Annotated in this window: 27 protein-coding genes; 20 read left to right on the top strand and 7 right to left on the bottom strand. The window is 51.9% G+C overall.

What is annotated here, in order from left to right; all coding sequences use genetic code 11:
* Positions 1 to 60: 60 nt before the first annotated feature.
* Positions 61 to 669 carry a TetR/AcrR family transcriptional regulator gene (locus EL361_RS03990; protein ID WP_126376843.1) on the top strand — a complete coding sequence of 203 codons (609 nt, stop codon included), beginning with the start codon at positions 61 to 63 and terminating at the stop codon, positions 667 to 669.
* 184 nt (positions 670 to 853) lie between these two features.
* On the opposite strand, the gene EL361_RS03995 is transcribed toward EL361_RS03990, so the two are convergent.
* A complete protein-coding gene (locus EL361_RS03995) occupies positions 854 to 1,090 on the bottom strand; it encodes a hypothetical protein (RefSeq protein ID WP_126376845.1) in 237 nt (78 codons plus the stop codon).
* A gap of 155 nt (positions 1,091 to 1,245) precedes the next feature.
* On the opposite strand from EL361_RS03995, the gene EL361_RS04000 reads away from it, so the two are divergent.
* The 6 genes from EL361_RS04000 (at position 1,246) to EL361_RS04020 (ending at position 7,273) form a co-directional block, all read left to right on the top strand.
* Positions 1,246 to 3,450, top strand: a complete 2,205-nt coding sequence (locus EL361_RS04000) for a SulP family inorganic anion transporter (RefSeq protein WP_126376847.1) — start codon at positions 1,246 to 1,248, stop codon at positions 3,448 to 3,450.
* Between the two features lie 75 nt (positions 3,451 to 3,525).
* On the top strand, positions 3,526 to 4,293 hold the full coding sequence (locus tag EL361_RS04005) for a dimethylarginine dimethylaminohydrolase family protein (protein WP_197723450.1): 768 nt from the start codon (positions 3,526 to 3,528) through the stop codon (positions 4,291 to 4,293).
* Between the two features lie 94 nt (positions 4,294 to 4,387).
* On the top strand, positions 4,388 to 4,552 hold the full coding sequence (locus EL361_RS17035) for a hypothetical protein (protein ID WP_172961628.1): 165 nt from the start codon (positions 4,388 to 4,390) through the stop codon (positions 4,550 to 4,552).
* Positions 4,553 to 4,619: 67 nt separating this feature from the next.
* The gene (locus EL361_RS04010) at positions 4,620 to 5,441 is read left to right on the top strand and encodes a transporter substrate-binding domain-containing protein (RefSeq protein WP_126376851.1); all 822 of its coding nucleotides are present in this window, start codon (positions 4,620 to 4,622) and stop codon (positions 5,439 to 5,441) included.
* A 94-nt stretch (positions 5,442 to 5,535) separates the two neighbouring features.
* The gene (locus EL361_RS04015) at positions 5,536 to 6,540 is read left to right on the top strand and encodes an amino acid ABC transporter permease (RefSeq protein WP_126376853.1); all 1,005 of its coding nucleotides are present in this window, start codon (positions 5,536 to 5,538) and stop codon (positions 6,538 to 6,540) included.
* Position 6,541: 1 nt separating this feature from the next.
* Entirely contained in the window at positions 6,542 to 7,273 is a 732-nt protein-coding gene (locus tag EL361_RS04020; RefSeq protein ID WP_126376855.1) for an amino acid ABC transporter ATP-binding protein, read from the top strand.
* A gap of 88 nt (positions 7,274 to 7,361) precedes the next feature.
* Here the strand turns inward: EL361_RS04020 and EL361_RS04025 are convergent, their stop codons facing one another.
* Positions 7,362 to 7,724 carry a hypothetical protein gene (locus tag EL361_RS04025; RefSeq protein WP_126376857.1) on the bottom strand — a complete coding sequence of 121 codons (363 nt, stop codon included), beginning with the start codon at positions 7,722 to 7,724 and terminating at the stop codon, positions 7,362 to 7,364.
* A 170-nt stretch (positions 7,725 to 7,894) separates the two neighbouring features.
* On the opposite strand from EL361_RS04025, the gene EL361_RS04030 reads away from it, so the two are divergent.
* Positions 7,895 to 8,146: a hypothetical protein gene (locus EL361_RS04030; RefSeq protein WP_126376859.1), complete on the top strand. Its 252-nt coding sequence runs from the start codon at positions 7,895 to 7,897 to the stop codon at positions 8,144 to 8,146.
* Between the two features lie 58 nt (positions 8,147 to 8,204).
* Here EL361_RS04030 and trxC read toward each other — a convergent pair whose 3' ends face one another.
* Entirely contained in the window at positions 8,205 to 8,639 is a 435-nt protein-coding gene (trxC, locus tag EL361_RS04035) for a thioredoxin TrxC (RefSeq protein ID WP_126376861.1), read from the bottom strand.
* A gap of 96 nt (positions 8,640 to 8,735) precedes the next feature.
* Between trxC and EL361_RS04040 the strand changes: the two genes are divergently transcribed.
* The 4 genes from EL361_RS04040 (at position 8,736) to EL361_RS04055 (ending at position 12,116) form a co-directional block, all read left to right on the top strand.
* A complete protein-coding gene (locus EL361_RS04040) occupies positions 8,736 to 9,044 on the top strand; it encodes a coiled-coil domain-containing protein (RefSeq protein ID WP_126376863.1) in 309 nt (102 codons plus the stop codon).
* 119 nt (positions 9,045 to 9,163) lie between these two features.
* The gene (locus EL361_RS04045) at positions 9,164 to 9,367 is read left to right on the top strand and encodes a hypothetical protein (RefSeq protein WP_126376865.1); all 204 of its coding nucleotides are present in this window, start codon (positions 9,164 to 9,166) and stop codon (positions 9,365 to 9,367) included.
* A 322-nt stretch (positions 9,368 to 9,689) separates the two neighbouring features.
* A complete protein-coding gene (locus EL361_RS04050) occupies positions 9,690 to 10,457 on the top strand; it encodes a transporter substrate-binding domain-containing protein (protein ID WP_126376867.1) in 768 nt (255 codons plus the stop codon).
* A gap of 12 nt (positions 10,458 to 10,469) precedes the next feature.
* Positions 10,470 to 12,116, top strand: coding sequence for a GGDEF domain-containing protein (locus EL361_RS04055; protein ID WP_126376869.1), 1,647 nt, complete (start codon positions 10,470 to 10,472; stop codon positions 12,114 to 12,116).
* A gap of 112 nt (positions 12,117 to 12,228) precedes the next feature.
* On the opposite strand, the gene EL361_RS04060 is transcribed toward EL361_RS04055, so the two are convergent.
* Complete coding sequence (locus EL361_RS04060) at positions 12,229 to 13,131, bottom strand: LysR substrate-binding domain-containing protein (protein WP_126376871.1); 903 nt, start codon at positions 13,129 to 13,131, stop codon at positions 12,229 to 12,231.
* Positions 13,132 to 13,236: 105 nt separating this feature from the next.
* On the opposite strand from EL361_RS04060, the gene EL361_RS04065 reads away from it, so the two are divergent.
* Entirely contained in the window at positions 13,237 to 13,632 is a 396-nt protein-coding gene (locus tag EL361_RS04065) for a carboxymuconolactone decarboxylase family protein (protein ID WP_232034869.1), read from the top strand.
* 340 nt (positions 13,633 to 13,972) lie between these two features.
* Here EL361_RS04065 and EL361_RS04070 read toward each other — a convergent pair whose 3' ends face one another.
* Positions 13,973 to 15,841, bottom strand: a complete 1,869-nt coding sequence (locus EL361_RS04070; protein ID WP_126376875.1) for a diguanylate cyclase — start codon at positions 15,839 to 15,841, stop codon at positions 13,973 to 13,975.
* Between the two features lie 190 nt (positions 15,842 to 16,031).
* On the opposite strand from EL361_RS04070, the gene msrB reads away from it, so the two are divergent.
* From msrB to EL361_RS04100, 6 genes are all read left to right on the top strand, one after another.
* Positions 16,032 to 16,553, top strand: a complete 522-nt coding sequence (msrB, locus tag EL361_RS04075; protein ID WP_126376877.1) for a peptide-methionine (R)-S-oxide reductase MsrB — start codon at positions 16,032 to 16,034, stop codon at positions 16,551 to 16,553.
* A gap of 104 nt (positions 16,554 to 16,657) precedes the next feature.
* A complete protein-coding gene (locus EL361_RS04080) occupies positions 16,658 to 17,449 on the top strand; it encodes a hypothetical protein (protein WP_232034870.1) in 792 nt (263 codons plus the stop codon).
* Complete coding sequence (locus tag EL361_RS04085; RefSeq protein WP_126376881.1) at positions 17,446 to 18,090, top strand: RluA family pseudouridine synthase; 645 nt, start codon at positions 17,446 to 17,448, stop codon at positions 18,088 to 18,090. Before EL361_RS04080 ends, EL361_RS04085 begins: the two co-directional genes overlap by 4 nt.
* A gap of 170 nt (positions 18,091 to 18,260) precedes the next feature.
* A complete protein-coding gene (ettA, locus tag EL361_RS04090; RefSeq protein WP_126376883.1) occupies positions 18,261 to 19,943 on the top strand; it encodes an energy-dependent translational throttle protein EttA in 1,683 nt (560 codons plus the stop codon).
* 355 nt (positions 19,944 to 20,298) lie between these two features.
* Positions 20,299 to 20,562, top strand: a complete 264-nt coding sequence (locus EL361_RS04095; RefSeq protein ID WP_126376885.1) for an RNA recognition motif domain-containing protein — start codon at positions 20,299 to 20,301, stop codon at positions 20,560 to 20,562.
* A gap of 161 nt (positions 20,563 to 20,723) precedes the next feature.
* On the top strand, positions 20,724 to 21,371 hold the full coding sequence (locus tag EL361_RS04100) for a substrate-binding periplasmic protein (RefSeq protein ID WP_172961629.1): 648 nt from the start codon (positions 20,724 to 20,726) through the stop codon (positions 21,369 to 21,371).
* Between the two features lie 130 nt (positions 21,372 to 21,501).
* On the opposite strand, the gene EL361_RS04105 is transcribed toward EL361_RS04100, so the two are convergent.
* Positions 21,502 to 22,107 carry an SET domain-containing protein gene (locus EL361_RS04105; RefSeq protein WP_126376889.1) on the bottom strand — a complete coding sequence of 202 codons (606 nt, stop codon included), beginning with the start codon at positions 22,105 to 22,107 and terminating at the stop codon, positions 21,502 to 21,504.
* 499 nt (positions 22,108 to 22,606) lie between these two features.
* Positions 22,607 to 23,161, bottom strand: a complete 555-nt coding sequence (locus tag EL361_RS04110) for an HU family DNA-binding protein (RefSeq protein ID WP_126376891.1) — start codon at positions 23,159 to 23,161, stop codon at positions 22,607 to 22,609.
* Positions 23,162 to 23,538: 377 nt separating this feature from the next.
* Between EL361_RS04110 and EL361_RS04115 the strand changes: the two genes are divergently transcribed.
* On the top strand, positions 23,539 to 23,964 hold the full coding sequence (locus EL361_RS04115) for a hypothetical protein (protein ID WP_126376893.1): 426 nt from the start codon (positions 23,539 to 23,541) through the stop codon (positions 23,962 to 23,964).
* Positions 23,965 to 24,000 lie beyond the last annotated feature (36 nt).

Consider the following 24,000-nt stretch of genomic DNA (forward strand, 5'->3'; position numbering starts at 1 on the left):
AGTAAACTGTAGAGTGTAGTTTTTAGGGATTGATTTCGACAGAGAAAGGAAGGGGGAACGATGACTTTACCGCGAAAGTTGCGAAAGGATAAACGCGAGGCGATAGTCACTGCTGCGGCTGCTGAGGTTCTGGAACGGGGGTATCAGGGCAGCAGCATGGACCGGATCGCCCAGCGGGCGAAGGTTTCCAAGCGTACGGTGTATAATCATTTTGGAAGTAAGGACGTGTTGTTTCGGACCGTGATTGGTGAGCACTGGGAGCAGGCTCAACAGGCTATTGCTGTGGATTATGATCCGACTATCTCTCTGCGTGTCCAATTGCTTGAACTCGGACGGCGGGAGGCAGGGCTTTTGATGGATACGGAGTTCATGGGGCTGACCAGAGCCGTATTGTCTGAATGCATCCGCTCGCCTGAGTGGGCGGAGACCATGTTTACGGATATGAAGAAAGTGGAATCTGGCATCCATATCTTGCTTTCGCAGATGGTGGCAGATGGAAAGCTGGATATTGCGGATATTGATTTTGCTGCACATCAATATTTGGGCATGATCAAGGGTTTTTTGTTCTGGCCACGGATTATTGGTTGGAATCCTGATCCTGGTCCAGAGGAATGCGAGCGGGTGGTTGCGGCCGCTGTGGACATGTTTATCGCCTATTATCGGAGTTAGGCTCTGCAATAAAAGTCTAGGATATGAGGTACTCAAAGGGACGTTGACTGCTGTGCTGCTTATTACCCTCGTATATGGAAGTCCATCCCACGGTTCAAAATGCCTTGACGTGAGGCTGGACGGGTTCGAGTTGGCATGGAGAGGTTTGGCTTGCGCACCGTGGGGTAATTTATCGATTTTTTTTTTACAGTTTGCTGACTTTTTTCCCCGAGTAGTTGAAGGCATTTTTGATCATTTTCCAATTCGTTCCCTTATCAATCCCAATGCGACTGCCGCACGGACAGTCGATGGCACCGTCCTGCTCCCGGGCATCAAGCATTTTCGTGATGCGCGCCTTGTGACAGCGCAGGACTTCGCCTTTGCCAAGTTTGTTGTACTTCCAGAGTTTGGTCTTGCAGTTTGCGCAGCGGATAGTGAGCATGTCTGGGGTTGTATCCAAGGGCGACGGGACGTGCAACTGCCGTGAACTCTGCTCCTTTCAACCTTGGCGTCTATTGCTATTGTTTGCTTTTTTCATATAAATTATGCATGAACCTGCAATAATTGTGGTTGGGTGACATTATACAGGGAGACCATGTGCTTCAACGCCTGAGCGAAATCAAAGATGATCTGCTGACTCCATCGATCCTGCTGCCCTCAATGGCGCAGGGCCTGATTATCGGCATCATGTTGGTGATCATCGAATCGTCCTTTGCCAATATGATCTTTGCCGGTTCTTTATCGAATTTCTCGGCGCAGGCCACGGGATTGCTGATCTTTGGGGCCATGATGATGACCCTGGTCACGGGGGTGACGAGTTCCTTCAAAGGCGTGGTTACTCTTCCACAGGATATACCGGCAGCTATTTTCGTCGGGATTGCTTCCACCCTTATGATCACCATGGGCTCACAGGAATCCCAAGAGCAGTTCTCCACCCTTGTCGTTCTGATGATGCTGTCCGGTGTATTTACCGGGCTGTGCTTTTTCGTGATGGGTTTGTTCAAGCTTTCGAATCTGGTGCGTTTTCTGCCATTCCCTGTTGTGGGCGGCTTCTTGGCGGGCTGTGGGCTTTTGCTCTGTCTTGGTGGCCTCGGCGTGATGACGGGCGTTTCGCCCGGGCTTGAGACTCTGGAGTCATACGCTCAGGGCCAGGTCTTTTATAAATGGCTGCTGGGAGTGGGGTTTGCTCTGGGGCTGTTTGCATTGCTCAAGCTGCGCCCTCATTTCTTGATCCTGCCTGGGGCACTGGTGCTTGGAATTGGTGCGTTTTTCTTGGGACTGGCGGTCCTTGGGATTGATGCGAGTACTGCCCGTCAGGGTGGTTGGCTAGTTGGCTCGCTCCCTTCGGGAGGACTGTGGCCAGCCTTTACGCCGGACGATTTTGCCTATGTGGATTGGGGCGTTGTCCTGACCCAATTACCCAATGTGATGATAGTTGCCCTGCTGGCCACTATTGCCTTGTTACTGAACATGGGGGGCATCGAGTTGGGGGCTCGTGCGGATCTCGATATGGACAAGGAATTGTTCTCAGGGGCTGCTGCAAATCTCTTGGGTGGCCTGGGAGGAGGGTTTGCCGGGTACGCGGCCTTATCCCTGAGCCTTCTGTCACACCGAACCGGTGTTGGCAGCAGGCTGGTGTCCATCTTCGGGGCACTGGTCTGCCTGATGGTTGTCTTCGTGGGGGCTGAGGTCCTGACTTTTTTCCCAAAGCCCATTCTGGGGAGCCTGCTCTTTTTGCTGGGGTTGTTCTTTTTTGATGATTGGATCTTCTCGGGTTGGAAAAAACTCACGGTTGTGGATTTCGGCATTGTGGTGGCCATCATCGCCGCCATTGCCTGGTTTGGATTCCTTGAAGGTGTTGGACTCGGGCTGTTGCTGGCGATTTTCATCTTCATTTTCCGTTTCAGCCGTGTCTCTGTCATTCGCAAGGAACTGACCGGAGCAGATGTGTCCAGTCAGGTGGAACGGCCTGTGGCAGCGCGCATTCTGCTCGGGCAACATGCGGATGAGATTCGGGTGATCATGCTGGACGGCTATGTCTTTTTCGGTTCCGCCTGTTTTCTTGCTCAGCGTGTGGGAGCCTTGCTGAAAGCGGATCATTCTCCTCGGTTCATTGTTATTGATATGGGTGCCATCGACGGATTTGATATCTCGGCAGTGAACAACTTCTTGCGAATTGCGCAGCAGGCTCAGAATGGGAACGTCAAACTTCTGATGAGCCGTGTCCCGGATCGTTTATGGGAGCTGTTCAAGCGTAATTCAACCCCTGATGTTCTTGATGGCGTCAGTCTTCATAATCATCTGGAGTTGGCTCTTGAACGCTGTGAAAACGAAATTTTGCAGCGCGAATGCGACGCCATGAACCGAACGGGTGACAGTGATCGACTTTTTCATCAGGCTTATGATGAGCTTGATTCACACCTCCAGAGCATGGAGCGCTTCGAGGCTGTTTTGGAGAGTGTCCAGCATTTTGCCCACGAAGAAAAGGTGTCGCAGGGAAGTACCATTGTGAAGGTGGGGCAATCCCTGAATGGTGTGTATCTCGTGGTTTGGGGCACGGTTGGGGAATATATGGAGCAGGATGAACAAGAGATTCGTTTGCGCCTTGTCGGGCGTGGAAATGTAGTTGTTCCGCAAGGCATTCTTTCTGACAGGGTCTCTGCTGTCACAGTTCGAGCCGATGAAAATTGCGTCTTGGCATTCATCCCTCGGGATGCCATGGAAAAGTTTGCCCAGCGCGAGCCAGCGCAGGCACTGCGATTGTACGAATTGCTACTGTCCATGGCCACGAGCACCTATTGATTGTTTCTCACTTTACAATCCGGCGCCTCAGGGGCTAAATGACCCTCTTCATTTTACCCTTGGAGGAGGCTTATTTTGTTCACGCACGCCATTGTTCGCATTCCCTGCGAGAATTTTGCCCAAGGCCTGACGACCTCCGGCCATCTCGGAGCTGCCGATTATTCCCTGATGCTTAAACAACATGAAGCTTACTGCGACGCCCTGCGTTCACTTGGTTTGACCGTTGATGTGCTGGAAGCCCAGGCTTCCTACCCGGATGCGCATTTCGTGGAGGACACGGCCGTTGTCATCGACGAAATTGCAGTAATCACCAATCCGGGAGCACCTTCTCGAAGCGGTGAACAGGTCAGTATCGAACCCGCATTGGCCAAGTACAAGGCTGTTGCCCGTATCGAGGCACCGGGAACCATGGATGGTGGTGATGTCCTGCTCGTGGGTAAGCAGTTCTTCGTGGGACAGTCTGAGCGAACCAATGCGGAGGGTTTCAAGCAGTTTGCCCGTATTGTGGCCGAACATGGCTACCAGGCTGTTTCCGTGCCGGTTGGGGAAGGCTTGCACTTCAAGTCCGGAGTGAACCATATCGGTAGCAATCGTCTTTTGGTGACACCTGATTTTGCTCAGTGTGAAGCCCTGGAAGGATACGAGATTTTTGTCACCCCCGAGGGCGAGGAGTATGCAGCCAATGCCTTGCTCATCAATGACACCCTCATTACTCCTGCCGGTTTTCCCGGAGTCCGTGCCGTACTCGATGCAACCGGTTTGGATGTGATCGAGTTGGACATGAGCGAGACCCGCAAGATGGATGGCGCCCTGACTTGTCTTTCTCTGAGGTTTTCCGCTTAAACCATTATCTATTATCCATAAATGCCAATGTTTCCTTGTCGCCACGTGTGGCGCAGGATATGGCGTTTGGATTGATGCCAGAGGAGGTGCACAGATGAATGCGCTCAAAGACAGGTACAAAAGGGTTGCAGTGGAAGTTCACTGCCCGATCCACAAGATCACCAAGGTGATCTACCTTCCCGAGGAAGAGATGCCTAAGTGCCCCAAGTGCAAGAAGCTCATGATCATCAAGGAAGTACTTTCCGAAGGCAAATATTAACGTGCTGGCCCAGGCGCGCCTCTGGCGCGCCTTTGTTATTCACCTGAATTTTATGAGGAGTTGTTCCATGAACATCGCCAGAAAACTGATGCTTGCCGCTTTCTTTGTTGCGGTTTTGGCATCCCAGGCCTTTACAGCAGACTTCGAGCTGGCCAAGAAATCCACTCTCGAGACCATCATGCAGCGCGGTGAACTGCGCATCGGTACCGATCCGGGCTATCCCCCGTTCGAGATGACCGATAAAAAGGGCAATGTCGTTGGCTTCGACATTGACCTCGCCAAGGAAATGGCAAAGGCCATGGGCGTCAAGTTGAATATTGTCAGCACCGACTACGATGGCATCATCCCCGCCTTGCGCGCCGACAAATTCGATATTGTTGCTTCGGGCATGACCCTGACTCAGGAGCGCAACCTCCAGATCAACTTCGCCGATCCCTACATCGTGGTGGGGCAGGCCATCATCCTGAATAAGAAGCACGAAGGAAAGATCAAGTCCTACAAAGACTTGAATGATCCCAAATACACTGTTGCTTCCCGTTTGGGGACGACCGGTGAAATCGCTACCAAGCGCATGATTTCCAAGGCCATCTACAAATCTTTCGACAAGGAAGCCGACGGCGCCCTGGACGTGGTGAACGGCCAGGCTGATGCCTTTGTCTACGACCTGCCTTTCCTGGTCGTCTTCATGGCTCAGCAGGGCGGCAAGAATGTCGTGCTGCTGGACAAGCCCTTCACTTACGAGCCTCTTGCCTGGGGCATCAAGAAGGGTGATCCGGACTTCCTGAACTTCTTGAATAACTTCATGAAACAGATCAAGGCCGATGGTCGCTATGACCGGATCTACAACAAGTGGATCAAGAGCACCGGCTGGATCAAGAATACGCAATAACAGCGTGTTAGCCTGATTGAGTTTGCGAGGCGCCCCGTCCTTCTCTGTGGGGGATGGGGCGCCTGTTCGCGCCGTTATTTCAAGGAGTTCAAAGATGTCATTGTATCCCGGCCTGGATCGGCCCAGGGGACCTTTATATAACAAGATATGGTTTGGCGTTTTCGCCGCTATGGTGGTTTTGACGCTCGTCGGCATCTATGGAGCCACGCAGTATGTGGACTACGTCTGGCGCTGGAATCGTGTCCCCCAATATTTTTTCTATCAGGAATTCGTACAGATCCAGGCGGAAATCGAGGGTGAAGTTTTGTCTCTGGATGACCAGGGCAAGCAGACCCAGGTTGTTGTCACTGGCCCGGATGGCGAGGAAGCCTATCTGGTGCCTACGGATGGGCTGCGTGTCTCCGAGGGCGATTTTATCTATTCCGGAGATGTGCTTGGGGCCAGTAAACAGTGGAAGGTCGGCCTGTTCCTGAAAGGATTGTGGATGACCTTGAAGGTCAGCTTCATTGCCATTTTCCTGGGGATGGCCGTTGGGCTCCTGACTGGTCTGGCCCGCATCTCGGATAATCCGGCTTTCAAGTGGAGTGCCATTACCTATATCGAATTGGTGCGTGGTTCTCCGCTGCTGGTGCAGCTCATGGTCTGGTACTACGTTATCGGTACTTTGGTGAATCAGGTGCTGGCCAATACGGGGATCCCCCAGGTCGAGAATTTCTGGTATGGCGTGGTCGGACTTGCAGTGTTCACCGGTGCCTATACCGCAGAAATTGTTCGAGCGGGTATTCAGAGCATCAATGTGGGACAGATGGAAGCGGCGCGTTCGCTGGGCATGAGCTATGCCGAGTCCATGCGCAAGGTCATCATGCCTCAGGCTCTGAAACGTATCCTGCCTGCCTTGGCGGGTCAGTTTATCAGCTTGATCAAGGATTCGTCCTTGCTGGGGGTTATTGCCATCCGCGAGCTGACCAAGATTACACGCGAGGTGGCCAGCGCCTCGCTCATGAACTACGAGATGTGGTTGCTCTGTGCCCTGTTGTATCTGGTGCTGACTTTTACCCTCTCCGTGTTTGTGCAGTCCCTGGAACGCAAGGCGGTGTAGGATGATAGTCGCAAAGGATGTCTGCAAGTACTTCTACGTTCCCGAGAAACTCGTTGCTTTGGACAAGGTCTCCCTTGAGGTGACTGAAGGCGAGGTTGTCGTTGTCATTGGTCCCTCCGGCTCGGGCAAATCTACCTTCCTGCGCTGTTTGAATCGTCTGGAATTCGCGGATGAAGGTGAGATCAGTATCGATGGCACCAGTGTCTTGTCTCCGCACAGTGATATCAACAGCGTCCGTGCCGAGGCCGGAATGGTCTTTCAGGGTTTTAACCTGTTTCCGCACAAGACAGTGCTTCAGAATCTGACCATGGCCCAAATGACCGTTCGCAAACGGTCCAAAAAAGAGGCCGAAGCCAAAGGGATGGCCCTGTTGGAAAAGGTTGGAATCAAAGAGAAGTGGAATGTGTACCCGGATCAGTTGTCCGGTGGTCAACAGCAGCGTGTGGCCATTGCCCGCGCCCTGGCCATGGACCCCAAGGTGATGCTTTTTGATGAACCCACCAGCGCTCTCGATCCTGAAATGGTGGGTGAGGTGCTGGATGTCATGAAGGACCTGGCTCAAGCGGGCATGACCATGGTCGTGGTGACTCACGAGATGGGGTTTGCCCGAGAAGTGGCCGATCGTGTTGTATTTATGGATCAGGGACGGGTGCTCGAGGTGGGAACGCCAGAGCATTTCTTCGTCAACCCGGAACATGAACGCACAAAACTCTTCCTGAGTCAGATCCTCTAGTTGCTTTGCCAGATCAAGGGCTTAAAATTAACAAGGCCGCTCGATTATGAGCGGTCTTGTTTTGTCTGTTTTTCACAAGCGACGAGTGCTAAACACCTTGGCCTGACCAGGGGGCCAGGTTTCGGGCATAGAAATGTTGTTCGAGTTCCTGAATGGTTTTGGCGACGGGTTTGTTCAATTGGATACCGCAGATGTTGCTTTGGACCCAGGCGATGGTTCCTGATGCGCCCCCAATCAGACAATTCAGCCCTTTTGGGCAGCTCCGCAACTGAATGGCATCTCCCGGGAGTGGTGATGCCCCGGGGCTTGAGGGGAAAAGTTCCATATTCAGCCCGCATTGGCAGACATTGGTGATGCTGCCGTAGAGCATGTAGGTGTCGTTGACCAGCAAGGTGGCGAAATCTACAGCTTGGATAGCGAGGCGTTTGGTGGTTCGTTTGTCGTCGGTCATCGATCATTTGCTCCTGTGAGCCGTTATAAAATTACCACCTCGAACTATACATCCTCCGTTAAAATTGGGTCAACGCCCCCGATAAAAATCGGGGGATTCCCCCATGCACATAGAGGTGTTGTTTGCCGTGCGTTTGGGGATAGTGTAAAGTGGTACTTAAGAGGTTGATTATGGCGTTCGAAACTCGCAGCATAGGGGAGTTGAGTCTTGATACGGGACTGGCGATCATTCGCCACAGCGTGGAGGAGGCTGAACAATTGCTCCGTTCTGATCGGGTGATCACCAATTGGAAAAGCCAGCTTCAGGGAAGACAGCTTGCTGAATCGGCCTCCAACCCCGATTATGGAGATCCGCACCCTACGCCCGGGGCGGCCAAAGTCCCTGAAATTGTTCAAGGTGCATTTCTTAAAAGTAGAATTTGAGACCACGGGTCGTTATGGCCCACTCCTTCGGGAGTGGGCCTTTTTTATGCGGGGAACTTTAGGCATGAAGTTTGGCCCAGGAAGTGATGGCTGCTGCATCCATGGCTCCGCTGATTTTGCCCGCTTCCTGCCCACCCTTGAAAAGTATCATGGTGGGGACGGACATGATGGCATAGCGGCTGGCGATGGCCTGGTTCGTATCAGTCTGAAGTTTTGCCAGACGAATTTTCGGGGCAAGCAGCGTGGCTGCCTGGGAATACGCTGGAGCCATCATCTGGCAGGGACCGCATGAAGCCGACCAGAAATCCACCAGTACGGGCAAGTCGTTTTTGGTGATGAATCGGTCAAAAGTTTGTGCATTGAGGTCAGTGACTGAGCCGGAGAGTAAAGGGGATTCACAGCGCCCGCAGACGGGGGATGCAGCCATTTTTGCGGTCTGGACGCGGTTGATGCCTGCACAGTTGGGGCACGTAACGTGGACGGTATCGTTCATGGGCTTCTCCTTAGTGCCTTGGGTTCGATGAATACTGTAATCATTCCCGGATGCCGGGCAAGTCGTCGGGGGATAGATTCCCTCAGGAAGAGGGGTATGATATTGATTGAATACGCCGTCGGCGAGAAGGAGGACAACATGAAGCGGATGATTTTGATTATAGCGATGACCATGATGTTTGCGTTTGCCAACATGGGAATTGCCCGTGCTGAAACCGATAAACGTGCCCGTATCTTGATCAATAAACTTGAGGCCCAAGTTGAGACCTTGGAAAACAAGGTGACCTCTCTTCAGCTGCTCGTGCAGAAGCTCCAGGCCGACAACGAAAAGCTTCAGGGTAAAGTGGATTCAAACTTTGCCTTGATCAAGGCATTGGCCACCCGCCTTAATCAAAATGGTCCCTGAGATGTGGCCCCAAATACTGTCCGACATGATCGCTTAAGTTCTTAGAGGCTACTAGGCTTGCCAAGAAGGGCTATTTGCGAGCATAATGGGATACGTGTTTCATCAGGGGAGATTGAATCATGAGTTCTCAAAATGTGAATGGACTGACCATGGTCAGCGAGATGTCCTTTGGCAGCAAGAGTATGGCTTCGCAAAGTGTGCGCGAGTACAATGAAACCGTGCGCAAGAATGCCGAGCAGTATTCGAATGTAATCACTGACTTGCGTGATGTGAAGTCGCCCGCCGAACAGGCAACGGGCAAGGTTTTTCAGGCCTTGGCCTGAGTTTGAAGATACCGTTGCCGCTTGATTTGGATGCCGCTGTACAGGTCTGGATGGCTTTTCAGAGGTCTTTCCTGAGGCGCAGCTGTCAGACGTGCTGTGATTTTGGTGTCGCAGCGGTTCTTGGTGCTGCAAAATGATAATTCTTATTTTCCCGGGAATTGAATAAGCAGAATCCTCGCCGAAACAGTCGCTGTTTTACGGCGAGTTAATTTTTATAACTTTGATTGTTTTAGGGTATTCAGTTTTGTGTTGCTTAAGAATTAAGAATTAAGAATAGTTGCCGGCCAATAATCCACATCTACTACACGGTTGGGTATCTGAAATGAGCGCTATGAAAATGCTTTTGAATGTGTTGTTGGGACTGATGCTCGCTGTTCCGTGTTCAGCCTATGCTGGCGATGCTCTACGCATCGCCACTGAAGGTGCTTATCCCCCATTTAATTATGTGGATGATCAGGGCAAGCTGGCAGGATTCGATGTGGATATAGCGAGTGCGCTGTGCCGCGCCATGAACGTCGAATGCGAGATCGTGGCCGTGGAGTGGGACTCAATCCTCGATGGGTTGGAGAATGGGGACTACTCAGCGATCGTAGCCAGTATGGCGAAAACCGAGGAAAGAGATAAGCGGGCCGACTTTACGGATCGTTACTATCGGTCTCGGAGTGCCTTTATTGCCAAGGCTGGACTCTATGACGATGTCTCGCCTCAGGCGTTGAAGGGAAAATGTCTTTCAGCCGCAGATGGAACCGTGCAACTCGATTATCTGCGCAAAAATTACTCCTCCTCTTCCGAAGTGATCATCGCCAAGGATACACCGGATAGCTATCGGCTTCTTGCTGAAGGAAAAATCGATCTGATTCTTTCCGATGCCTTGAACTGTCTGGATTTTCTTGATTCTGAGCAAGGGATTGATTTTGACTTCGCCGGGGAGGCTTTGCCTGGAGAAGCCACGTCTTCCACTGCATATATCGCCGTGCGCGAAGGCGATAACGAATTGCGCAAGCGTATCAATGAAGCCATCCAGGTTATCCGCCTGGACGGTACCTATGAGCGCATCAATCACAAGTATTTCCCCTTTAGCATCTACTAGTCGGCAATAAACGTGGCGATTAAAGAAAAACAGTCCAAGGCGCGTTCTCTTCGTATCAGTCTGACAAAGGCCGGGCTCGTCACGGTCATCTTCATGCTACTCGTGTTGGGCGGGGTGGGCTGGATCTCACACAACACTCTGTTCAGTATTGTGCGCAGCGCCCATGAATCCCGAAATGTGCTTATTCCGGATATCCTGGCGCGCCAACGTTCTGCAATGAACATCGAACGCCTGGGACGTTTTGGTGAAATCATATTTTATTCCCAGGACCCTTCCATTCGCCGTGCCAAACGGTTGACCGCCCGGATTCTGATGCAGGATTTGGCCTTTGAGCCGGAGAGCGCTACTCACGCCAAGGCCCAGAAGGTTTTCAGGGGTATCTCCACCATTGCTCGCCTGCGTGACAGACAGGATGCCCTGCGTACAAAAGCGGCTGAACTGGCTTTGGGTATACATAAGATGGAGACCTCTGCCGGGCTGGTCGTGACGGGGCGACTCGCTGAATCAGATCGTCTGGTCATGGCTGGATTGCTGAGTGACCTTGGTGTGATGGCGCGAACCTTGGATGCCTTGCTTGAATCGAATCCTTCAGTATTTGAAGCCCGAAGAAACGAACTGTCCGAGCACTATTCCTCTGCTGTGCGTCAATTGGATGCTTTGAGCGGAGTGGAAGAGACGTTGCCATTGCGCGGGGCCTTGACTGCCGCTTACGACAATTCTGTTAAGGCTGTTGAGTTGCAGCGCGACGTGCTTGCCATGGATTCCGATGCACTGACCTTGTGGGGGGATATTTCGCAGCAGTTGGACGAATTGGCCGATAGCATTGCCACCGATGCCGGGTTGCGGGCGGTGACCATGGCTGAAGCCATCAAGGGGCAAGCCGATAAGGTCGGACTGGTGAGCTACGCGATGACGGGACTTCTGTGTTCTCTGCTGCTTCTTGTGGTGTGGGTCTTTCAGCGGCATGTTCTGGGGCCTATCCTGTCCGTGACCCGTGCCTTGGAGGCTGTGCATGGCGGAAAGCGCAATCTGATCGGCGGTCCGAGGGCATTCTTCGTTGAGTTGGACGCCATTGGCAAAGCCGTTGAACGGTATGCCGGAGTGCTGCGGGAGCTGCGGGATAGCAACGCGAAATTACATGATCTTTCGCTGCTTGATGGTCTGACGAACTTAGCAAATCGTCGTCATTTCGATGAAGAGTTGCGTCGGGAGATTTCGCGTGCCACGCGCAACGGGCGTCCTTTGTCTCTGTTGATGTTGGATGTGGACCGTTTCAAAGAGTTTAATGATAAGCACGGACATATGGCCGGGGATGCCTGTCTGGCCATGGTGGCCAAGGTACTGCAAGGGGCCGTTCGTCGTCCGGGCGAGGTGGCTGCCCGCTACGGTGGTGAGGAATTTGCGGTGATTTTGCCTGAGGTTGACCGTGACGAAGCCGCTGAGATTGCCGAAAAAATTCTGAAGGAAGTGGCAGCACTGAGGATTCCATGCGTCGATGGCATCAATGTCTCGATTACGATCAGCATTGGTGTTGCTGTTCTGAATGGTGAATGGAGTGGGTCAATGCCTTCTCTGTTGGATGCTGCTGATTCAGCGCTTTACTGCGCCAAGGCCGCAGGAAGGAATCGAGTGATTATTCACGGAGTGACCGAAGACTAGCTTGTTGAATCTCTTCACCGAAAGGTTATAAGCTGCACATTGTCCCGCGACATTGTGCAGCTTTTTATTGGATCATTGGTTTCCATTGTGTGTGGGGAATTACGCCCGTCGCCTAGCAATCGACCTGTTGTATTGTCGTTTTTTCAAGCATGGCCTCGACAAATCGCTGAACCAATCGGGATGAATTGTTTTTCGTCCAGACCAAGTGGTATTCCACGATGGGGAGTTTGTCCTTGATGGGCAGGTGAACAACCCCAGGGCGAGGAATGGCGGCCAATGATTCAGGCATGAGAGAGAACCCGAGTCCAGCTGCGACGAGCGCACCGGTGGGGTGCTTGAGCAGAGCCGTGTGCAGTAGCTTCGGTGTGGCTCCAGCCCGGTGTAGACAGGTGATAATGGCGTCATACAGCCCCGTGTTTGTTGGGCGTGGGAAGATGAGCAGGGTTTCGTTGGCGATTTCCTTGAGACTCAAGGTGGAGTTTTTTGCCAGAGGATGTCCTTCCGGTATAGCCATGACATAGGATTCGCGCGCATAGCGTGTATGAGATAGTCTGCTGTCAATAGTATTGAAAGGCCTGACAAAGCCGACATCTAGCTCTTGGCGGAGCAAGGCCTGAAGTTGATTCCGGGTCGTGAGTTGTTGCAGGCTTATGTCCACGTGGGGATTTTTTTCTTTGAAATGCCGAAGTGAGTACGGCAATGGACCTTCCAGCACAGGGCCGATAGTGCCAATTGTTAGTTGTCCTTCCTTGCCTTGCCCCATTTGTTCAACGTGTTTTGCTACTGCGGTCGTTCTGTCCAGAATGGCTTGTGCTTCTTCCTGAAGATACTTTCCCGCGGCGGTCAGTGACACTGATCGGCTTGTTCGTTCGAATAATCGAGCGCCGAGTTCATCCTCAAGTTTCCTGATGGATTGTGAAAGCGGGGGCTGCGAGATGTGCAACTGTATGGCGGCTTTGCCGAAATGCAGTGCCTTGGCAACCGCCAGGAAGTGGCGGAGTTGGCGTAGGTCCATGATTGATATCCTAAATATATTAATCAATGTTTACAATGATATTGGACGAATCAATAAGGCTTTCCTACCGTGGGATCAGACAAAACACAAACCATGGAGAAAGTCATGAATGACAGATTTGATCGGGGTTGGGCAAAACTCAAAGAGATTGATGGCGAAGCCGGAGAGAAGGTGGTGGCCGCTTTGAATGACGTGGCCCCGGACCTGGGGCAGGTGTGCATTGAATTTGCCTTTGGCGACGTCATGTCGCGCCCCGGGTTGGATTTGAAGTCTCGGGAGTTGTGCACGGTGGCGGCTTTGACTGCTCTGGGCAATGCCGCTCCACAACTGGAAGTACATATCCACGGTGCGCTTAATGTCGGTTGTACGCCCGAGGAGATTGTGGAAGTGGTCATTCAGATGGCCGTGTATGCAGGATTTCCAGCTGCCTTGAATGGGATGTTCGTGGCGAAGAAGGTTTTTGCCGAGCGCGGTGTGCAGGTTGAAACGACGATGAACTGATTGATTAGATTTCAAAGGCCTTTACAACTGACCTCGTCCTTCGAAGATCACTTCGACGGACGAGGTCTTAGTGTTTGCACAGGGTGGGGCGCTCACTTATGCGATGATTGGGTTCCGGTCTTATGGTTTACCTAGAGCGTAAATGCGAGCGGCCTGGTCTACCCAAGAAGTCAGCCTAGGAAAGACCGGGTGATGTCTGTCTGGAGAGTGTGTCCCAGAGAAGAGTTGATTCGGTGAAGAGAGGTACGGCATGAAGAACCGCGTTTTCACTCTGTGAGGTGAGGCAGGTGCTCGTAATGTTTGCGTTTGGGCGCGCTACGACTGCGGCGAAGGTTGAAGACTACTTGAAGATAACGACCCGATTCCGGCCGCCACGCTTGGCTTCGTATAGGGCCGTGTCAGCCCGTTTCAGTAAGCCTTCCACTGTTTCATCCTCTGCAGTCATTGTGGTGACCCCGATGCTTACCGTGAAATTGATGGGGCCGGAATCGCCTTGAACATGGGTTTCGGCGAGTGTTGCCCGCAGCCGTTCAGCGATGTCCTGGGCAACCTTGGAATCCGTATTGATGAGGATCGCCGCAAATTCTTCGCCACCGATGCGGCCGAAGATATCAGTCTCACGCAGGGTTTGCAGGCTGGCCTTGGTCATGGCTTTCAAGACTTCGTCGCCGGCAATGTGTCCGTGGGTGTCGTTCACTGCCTTGAAATAGTCGATGTCGATCATGATCATGGATAACGGACTATTATAACGCCGGCTTCGGGCAATTTCATCGTATGCCCGCTCCATGAAATAGCGGCGATTACTGATCTTTGTCAGGGAATCCTTGGTTGCCAGTTCAGTAAGCTGTTTTTCCATGCGTTTACGCTTGGAGATGTCATGAATGATGGAATACAGGAGAATACGACCATTGACGGCGATAGGACCGCTGAAAACCTCGACATCACGAAGGGTTCCGTCTGCCAGGCGGTGCTTGAATTCAAGATGACTGCGGATCTCCACCTTCGCCTTGCGTAACTCCTGCTCAATGTCCTCTTTGGATTGGGTATTGATTTCGGAGGCATGCATGGAGGTTAACTGCTCGCGTGGGTACCCGTAGTAGTTGGCAGCAGCAGGGTTGGCATCTTCAATTCTACCGGAACTGGGATCGACGAGCAGCATGACCGCGTGGTTGTTTTCGAATACCGACCGGAAGCGCTCTTCGCTGTCTCGTAGGGCGGCTTCGGTTTCCTTCCGAATCTTGATTTCCTGGGAAATTTGTTCGTTGATTCGGGTCAGGTTTTCGTTGGCACGAGTCAATTCCTGAGTACGTTCTTCAACTTTGTCTTCCAATTCATCGTGGGCCTGTCGAAGTTCCTGTTGAGTCGTTTTGAGTTCCTGAATGTTGACGAAGCTTTCCAATAGAAGATCCCGCCCCTGGTAACGCAGCCGGGTGACCGTCTTGTGGATGGGGATTTCTAAACCATCCTTGTCCAGAAGAGATCTTTCAGATCGTTCCACCAATTGCCCCAGATCGGTCACCGGACATTTCTTTTCTTCTGCGGGGCAGACGAATTTGTGGCAGACCTTGTTGGTGATGTCTTCTTTCTTCAACCCCACCAGTTGTCTGCCGAATTCGTTGATATCCACGATTGTGTGGTCGTTGGCGTCGATGAGCATGATGCCGACGTGGGCGGAGTCGAGGAGGGTTCGCAAGTAGTTCTCGTTGGCGCGCAGTGCTGCTTCAGCTTGTTTGAGGTCGGTAATATCGAGAATGGTGGAAAGGATATGCGGGCGGTTGAAAAAATCGAGGGTGCGCATATCCACGCTGACATGCAGCGAAGAGCCGTCTTTGCGCTTCAATTTGAGTTCGTGCCCTTTGACGACACCTTCTCGGGCAAGATGATCCAGGAGCGGTTCTCGATCTGTGGGATCCAGATAGAAATCAAGGGCAGTGGAATTCATGGCAAGGTTACGGCGGAATTCATCCATCGTGTAGCCCATCATTGTAGCGAGCCCTTCATTAATGGAAATGATGCGCCCCGAGGGAGTGCTCAGGACCAAACCACCGGGGGTGCCTTCGAACAGGGTCTTGTATTGTTTTTCCTTCTCTTGAAGGGCAACGACTTCCAGGGCGCGTTCGGCCACAAGCGCTTCCAGTTCGGCGATACGCTTTTTTGCGGCTTGAAGATCCTGTTGAGGATGGATGGTATTCTCCCACAGTTCGGTCATTGGATATTCCGGTTGCAATGCTGCTCAGAATGAAAGGATGAACATTCTTAGCATATTTCAAACGTAAAGGAGAAGGAGATGTTTTTTCTTGTGTGGCAGGGGGAAAATGAAATTTATCCTGTCTCGTAAATTGACAAAATCTATTTCTGTCGCACCTTGTTAGAGAGACATTTAAAGAAGAGGCAAGATAATGAAGATTCTTATATTTGCTGTTGCGTTATTGTTTATGGCTATGGCCAGCGTGGCCTGGGCCTCGGACACGGGGCGAACAGGCTCTTACGTCAAGCCCACCAAGGAAGAACTGAAGATGCTTTTGACTCCACTTCAATACAAGGTCACGCAGGAAGATGGCACCGAGCGTCCTTTTGCCAATGAGTATTGGGATAACAAGCGTGAAGGTATTTATGTGGACCTGCTTTCGGGTGAGGTCTTGTTCAGTTCCACGGATAAGTATCGTTCCGGCACGGGGTGGCCGAGCTTTATCCGTCCTCTGGAGGCTGAGAACATCGTCTCCGTGGAGGATCGCAAGCTGTTCGTCACGCGAACCGAGATTCGCAGCCGTCATGGGGATAACCATCTGGGGCATGTGTTTGATGATGGCCCCGAACCGACTGGATTGCGTTATTGCATGAATTCCGCTGCACTACGTTTTATTCCCAGAGAGAAGCTGGATGAGGAAGGATACGGCAAGTATCTGAGCCTGTTCAAGTAACGGCCTTGATTGGTTGGGGTGGTCCTGCCAAGGGGGCGCCCCTTTCCTTCCTTGGCGGTTTCGATTAATCCCACGCCATGCCCAATGTCGCCCTGGATACCATTATGCCCGACACCGTGACTTGTTCCGGGTACTGCAGTGCCTGTGGGCATGTGCACGTTTTGCGTGCTGGTGAGGCTTTGGCCCCTGCGTATGAACTGATTGGCAGGCTCCGGGAGAAGGGACGGATCGATTTGGATGTGCCCGAGGCAGAGGTTGATCCACGATTTTCAGTGGATTATCTGAATGGCCCGGCACGTGGGCAGATGTTCGGCGTGTTGGCGTATCGGGATGCTCAGGGGCTTGCTGGAGTACTGAAGGCTTTCTCGTGTCAGTATAATGCGTCGTGGTTGGTGCCTGGCTGGGTGCCGCCGGTTGTGGATGTGGAGGCCTTTGCCAGCGTGCATGACCCGGTGGAACGGCGTATTAAGGCCTTGGGGCGGGAGATTGATGCCTTGCCCCAGGATGACTCCGGACGCTTGGCCCTGAAGCAGGAACGCAAGACCCTGGCTCAGCGTAATATGAAGGAACTGCATGCGTTGTATCAGTTGCGGAATTTTCGGGGGCTGACTTCTCCCATGAGCGAAGCCTTTCTTGGGGCCGGTGGTTTGCCCACTGGTACAGGTGATTGCTGCGCCCCCAAACTGTTGCAGTATGCAGCATTGCATGGTTTGACCCCCACAGGGTTGGTCGAGTTCTATTGGGGGCGAGAAAACAGTTCCGGCACACGGATTCAGGGAGAGTTCTACCCCGCTTGTGCGGAACGCTGTGCCCCGATCCTGGGGTTCATGCTCTGTGGGCTGGATGAGGATGATCGAAGTTCCTGTGACTCCCACGTGACAACGGATAAGAGATGAGCGACAAGCCTGAACTGGATATTTTGTTTTCGGATAGCAAGCTGGTTGTGGTCAACAAGCCCTCGGGGCTGCTGTCCGTGCCCGGTCGTGGTCCTGAGAACCAGGACTGTGTCGTGACTCGCATTCAGGCGTTGTTCCCGGAATGCCGCAGGTTTCCCACCGTACATCGGCTGGACATGGATACGTCTGGTATTCTGGTCCTGGGATTTACGGCACGGACCGTACGTGAACTCATTGAACAGTTCCAGCAGCGCAGCGTTGCCAAGCGGTATGAGGCCGTGCTCGACGGTCGGGTGGATAAGCCTGAGGGCGCAATCGAGTTATCCCTTCGGTTGGATCCGTATAATCGTCCTTATCAGATATATGATCCTATCCATGGCAAGTCCGCCCTGACACATTGGCGTAGGCTTGGCGAGGAGAATGGGCGTACACGTGTGGAGTTTACCCCCCATACCGGGCGGACCCATCAGCTGCGTGTTCATGCCTCGCATCCCTTGGGCCTTGATTGCCCCATTGTTGGTGATCGGCTTTATGGGACTGGCACTGCCCCCGGACAATTGAAACTGCATGCCAAATATCTGCGATTTATGCATCCCAAGACCAAGGAAATGATGGAGTTTTCAGTCCCTCCAGCATTCTAGGCCTACGGGGAATGCCTGCCGTGCGGTGCGTTATCCCTGTCGTGATGGTCCTGAACGCCACTCTATTTTTTCGGTAGTCCTGTTTTATGAGTTTGAATGACCGTTGCGGGTCATCAAGAGTTTTGCCATAAATCAAATCCAACAATGAGCATTAATACAAGGATAAACCAATGAGTAACGAGCCTGATAAGATTATCTATTCCATGCACAGGGTCAGCAAGCATTACGAAAAGCGCCCCATTCTCAAGGATATCTCCCTGTCTTATTTCTATGGCGCCAAGATTGGCGTGTTGGGTCTGAATGGCTCGGGTAAGAGCTCGTTGCTGAAGATTCTCGCTGGGGTGGATCAGGATTTTGAGGGTGAAACCCATATTTCTCCCGGATATACCATTGGATACCTGGAGCAGGAGCCGCTGGTGGACGAATCCCGTACCGTTCGCGAAGTGGTGGAAGAGGGCGTGGCGCAAATTGCTGCCCTGGTGAATGAGTTCAATGCAATCAACGAGAAGTTTGCGGAGCCCATGGAGCCGGAAGAGATGGACGCTCTGCTTGAGAAGCAGGCAAACGTGCAGGAAAAAATGGACGCTGCCGGTGCTTGGGATTTGGAATCCCGCCTGGAGATGGCCATGGACGCTTTGCGGTGCCCTCCCGGTGATACCCTTGTCTCCGTCATTTCCGGTGGTGAGCGTCGCCGTGTGGCTCTGTGCCGCTTACTGTTGCAAAAGCCTGATATCTTATTGCTGGATGAGCCCACCAACCATTTGGACGCCGAATCCGTCTCCTGGTTGGAACGGCATCTGAGTGATTACGCAGGCACCATCATTGCTGTGACCCATGATCGCTATTTCCTGGATAACGTGGCGGGGTGGATTCTGGAACTGGACAGCGGCAGAGGTATTCCCTGGAAGGGCAATTATTCGTCCTGGCTGGAGCAGAAGGAAAAGCGCTTGGCTAATGAGGCCAAGTCCGACGACAAGCGTCGCAAGACCCTGGCTCGCGAGTTGGAGTGGATTCGCATGTCACCCAAGGGCCGCCGTTCCAAAAGCAAGGCTCGCATTGCCGCCTATGAAGAATTGGCGGGGAACGAGAGCGAATCGAGAGGGCGCGAGCTTGAGCTGTTCATTCCACCCGGACCGCGTCTGGGGAAGACTGTGATCGAGGCCCAAGGTTTGCGCAAGCAGGCAGGCGACAAGCTGCTGGTAGAGGATATGAACTTTATCCTGCCCGCAGGCGGTATCATCGGTATTATCGGACCCAACGGTGCGGGTAAGACCACCTTGTTCAGGATGATCGCAGGTCAGGAAAAACCCGATGCCGGTGAACTGGTGCTGGGCAAGACCGTCCAGTGCGCCCATGTGGATCAGCATCGAAGTGCCCTGGGTGATGACATGACAGTGTTCGAGGCCATTTCAGGCGGACAGGAGACAATCCGCATGGGGACGCGTGAAATCAATGCCCGGGCCTATGTTGGAAAGTTCAATCTGACAGGATCCGATCAGCAGAAAAAATGCTCCGTTCTTTCGGGTGGTGAGCGCAACAGGGTGCATCTAGCTCTGATGCTCAAAGAGGGCGGCAACGTTCTGCTGCTTGACGAACCCACCAACGATTTGGATGTGAATACCATTCGAGCCTTGGAAGAGGCACTGTTGAATTTTGGTGGCTGTGTGCTGGTTGTCAGCCACGATCGTTGGTTCCTGGATCGTGTTGCAACACATATTCTGGCCTTTGAGGGTGATTCCAAGACCTATTTCTACGAGGGGTCCTATTCCGAGTACGAAGCGGACCGTAAGAAGCGCTTGGGCAAGGAAGCCGACCAGCCTCACCGTATCAAATACCGCAGACTGACCCGTTAGTGCCCTGAGTCTCTGCCCAAGGGCAAATACCCCGGAAATGTTGCTCGAGAGTGAAGGCCCTCCGCGAGAGTGGAGGGCCTTTTTTCGGTTGCTAAGTACCTGTTGAATTGGATTATTCAAAAAAATAAAATATATTTGTTTTTTCTTGTTGACAAAGCGGCAGGAAAGGTCGATGACTACCCAAGTCTGAATTGTCCAGCGGCACCCGGTTGAGGTGCGATCACACGAGTTGATCAGAGCTGGTTGAGTTAAATTCGAAGAACAAGGAGCTTTGGCACTTTGTGCAAAGGTCCTTTTTTTGTATGGCATGATGTGTGCCAGTTCTTGTTATTACTTATTTGTTGGAGTTTATTGAATGTCCAAGAGTCTTTATGTTGGAAATCTGCCCTGGTCCGCCACCGAGAGCGATGTGCGCAATGCTTTCGAGGCCTATGGTGAAGTTATGTCTGTCAAGCTGATCGAAGATCGCGAGACCGGTCGCCCCCGTGGCTTCGGTTTTGTTGAGATGGACGACCAGGGTGCTTTGGAGGCCGTTCAGGCTCTCGACGGCACTGATTTCGACGGTCGCAATATCAAAGTCAACGAAGCCAAGCCCCGCGAGCCCCGTCCGCGTTGGTAGCCATTGGCTGCTGAGTTGATTCTCAGTAATTTAGCCCATCCCTCTTTTGAGGGGTGGGCTTTTTTAATGCAATTTTTTGATGTACTCACTAGTTCGGTGGTAGATTTCTGTTTTGTTGAGAAGTGAACGGAGGCGTAAGGCCAGTGTGGGCGAGGATGGCATTGATTGCGACCACAATGATGGTTCTTGTCTGGACTCCCGTTTTGGGCAAAACTCCAGAGTCCGTTGTGCTTGTAACTCAAGATCTGTGCCCATATGGCTGTTCGGATGAGGAGGGTGTGTTTGACGGATTTTTTGTTAGAAAGGTCAGACGAGCCTTCGAGCAGATGGGTGTTTCACTCCAACTTGTCGTTGTTCCTTGGCGACGAGCTTTGCACATGGTTGAAGCGGGGGATGCTCAAGGGTACTTTCCAGCCTATCGAGGGGCCCAGCGAGATGCTGAGGGGCAGGTGTTTGTACAATTGGACGATGATGGATGGAACTGGTTTCTGCTTAGGGAGAGTCCTCTGGATCCTTTGGCGGACTCATTCAAGAAGTCGGCGAAAGTGGCAGGAATCCGGGGGGGAGCCATGCAGAAATGGCTTCAGGATAATGGCTACAATATGTCTAAATGCCCAGCAGCGGTCGGTGAGCTGGTAGAGATGCTTGTTGTGGGTCGTTTTGACGCCATCCTGGACAGCAGGCATACTGTCCAGGATATTCTGCGTCGAAGGGGACTTGAAAAGAAGGTCAGGGTTGTGCAGATGAAGACGAGCCCTTGGGGGTGTATTTTTCAAAGGAATTTGTTCACCGGTATCCGGACTTCCTGAAAACGTTTGGCTCCGCCATTGCGGCGGGCAAATGAACTTGCTGTTTTTTTAGCTTTTTTGGGGTGCAACACCCTCATCGATTGTTTCAGTTTAGAGCGATCCTTTTGTTTCGTTATTATCTTGCTACGCGTTAGATTGCCGTTGCCAAGTCCCGTTGCCATTTGAGGGCTAATACGGAACGGTATGCCTCTTGACCTTCAAAATATGCCTGAAGGCTGCTTCGAGTGTCCTTGCACATGTATTCCATCAGTGGCTGTGAAACGTATTGTGCTTTTTCGAGAGCCGAGGCGACCCACTTGTCCCAGACATGATAGTAATTATCGATATCGTCTGGACGGAGGACTTTGCGACAGTTGGGGCAATTGCAAGCTAGAGGTATTTCCTGGTCAATGTTGAACAACCCATATTCATCGCAAATTTCTTCGCCCTCGAAGATGTCGCGAATGGCAATTTCAAAGCCGTACCCTGTGCTGATGGTGTTGCAGTTGCAACGGTGGTTCACGTATTTGGCGTTGTCCCAGCTCAGAATACGAATTCCTTTTTCATCAATGTAAGAATACTTGTCCACGATCCCCTGATGAAGGTGATCCAAAGTGTTGAAGGCTGATTCCGGCAGTTCGATTTCGAGGCAATCTTTGACGTAGACGATGGTGCCCTTGGGAATGTCTGCGGTTGCGAACACTCCGTTGCCAATGTGGGAATTCACGAATTGCAATGTCGTGTACGGATGAATCATTCGTGCGTCCTCTTCGGATTGTGCCTGTGCCGTGGGCCTGATGCTTCTGGCCAGATGCGTCACGTGGAAAGGGGTAACGAGGAAGAACCATTTTCTTCCATATGTCATGGGTCTTGAGCCAGTTTGTCAGATGTGGAAACCGTGTCGGAGCGTTTTATGCCTCGGGCAGGATGAGCCTGAGCAATTCGAATGCCATTTTTAATGCTCTGTAATTAATGAATATATTTTTACATTGGGGAGTATTGAGATCAACGTGTTCCGGTTCGCGGTTATGAGACTTCCTAAAAGCTTGGGCCGGAGTGTTGCTGTGTGCACAGTCTGTCGTTGGCCCCAGTGACAAGAGTGAGAGTTGCGGGTTGAGGTTTGCGATTTGGAGCGATTGTTTTGGATGAGGTGTTAGAGTTCAAGAAGCGTTTGCTTTGTGTATAGGTTTTATGAAAACAAGAAGAGCCTGCAGCCATCGCTGCAGGCTCTTCTTGTTGGGTTTGCTTGGGTGGTGTTAGAATGAATCCTTGGCTTTTTTCCAGGCGATCTTGAGTTCTCCTAGAGCCTTGTCCAGTCCGGTTTTAACTTCGCCCCAGGCTTTGCCACCTGAGTCTGCAGCTTTTTTTAGCCGATCTCCGGCATCCTCATAAAGGGTTTGTGCATTATCCAGATATTGCTTGGCTTCCTTGCCAATTTGATCAGGGTTTTTGATTTTAGTCTCGATTTTGGACTTGATGTCCCCCACAGTCTTGGAGATATCCTTGAATTGCAGCCAGTCCAGGCCGAAATGGGGTGAGTTGGCTGCATTCTTCAATTCTGTTCCTGCCTTGAACGTTACGGCCTTGTGAGCTTTGATCTTAAGGGGGGCGCCGGTTTGCGGATTTCGACCTGTTCTGGCTTTGCGCTTGCTTACGCCGAAGGTTCCAAATCCTCGGAACTGTATGCTATTTCCAGATGAGAGCTCTCGGGTGAGAGCTTCAAGCACGGTATCGACTACGATCATGCCCTGACTCGTTGATTCAAGCTCGGCGCGTTGTGCCACCTGTTTGGCGAAATCCTGCTTCTTCATGATATCCTCCCGGCATTGCTTTGGCGTAATTGATCAGATTAGATATTTGTTGAAGAACATAGCTGATTTTATACAGAAGTGACAATGGGGAGGGAATGGAGTTTTTAATGCCATTGTTTTTGCATCGGATGTGAGAGCCTGTAGACCTTCTTTGCTTTTCTGATTTTGTGTTTTGGGTTGGTCGGGCTGACCTCCTTGGCTCTCTTTTGAAATCATGTGGACGAAGTGTCTGTCTGAGGTTGTTTCTCGATTCGTGTTTTGTATCCCCTCGATTTATATTTCCATTTTGTATTGCATTTGATTATAAGCGCTAATCTTTATGGTTGGTAGAGGTTGGCCGATGGTGCTTTTGTTATCAATAAATTTTTGGAGTTTTCGTGCGCAAGTCATTTGTGATGATCTTTTTGCTGTTGTTGGTGGCATCTGCGTCCGTTGCCTCCACTCCACTTGAAACCCTCAAGGCTGAGGCTGCAAAGGGCGTTGGTGGCAATGTGTCTGTTGTGGATGCCGAGCAGGATGAAGAAGGCCTGTTTGTGACCTGCATGAAAGATGGATTTTCCTATCAATTTACAATTTCCAGCGACATGGAATCTGGTGTGCCGGAGGTCAGGAGGCTGAAGGTTGAAGGCAGGCAGGCTGAATTCTTTGATGCAGGCGTCATGGGGGCGAAGGGGTTGCTTGTGCAGTTGGCTTCAGACAGAAGCCTTGTGCTACTGGTTGTTGATGCCAGTATGTCTGGCAAGGGTGTTTCTCTGGAATTTTTGCGGGAAGTTGTAGGGCGAATGAATTTGGATTTGCTTTAGATCAGGCAGTATGCTGCGAAGATCAAGGCTCATTCG

Source organism: Desulfovibrio ferrophilus (assembly GCF_003966735.1).
Taxonomy (GTDB): domain Bacteria; phylum Desulfobacterota; class Desulfovibrionia; order Desulfovibrionales; family Desulfovibrionaceae; genus Desulfovibrio_Q; species Desulfovibrio_Q ferrophilus.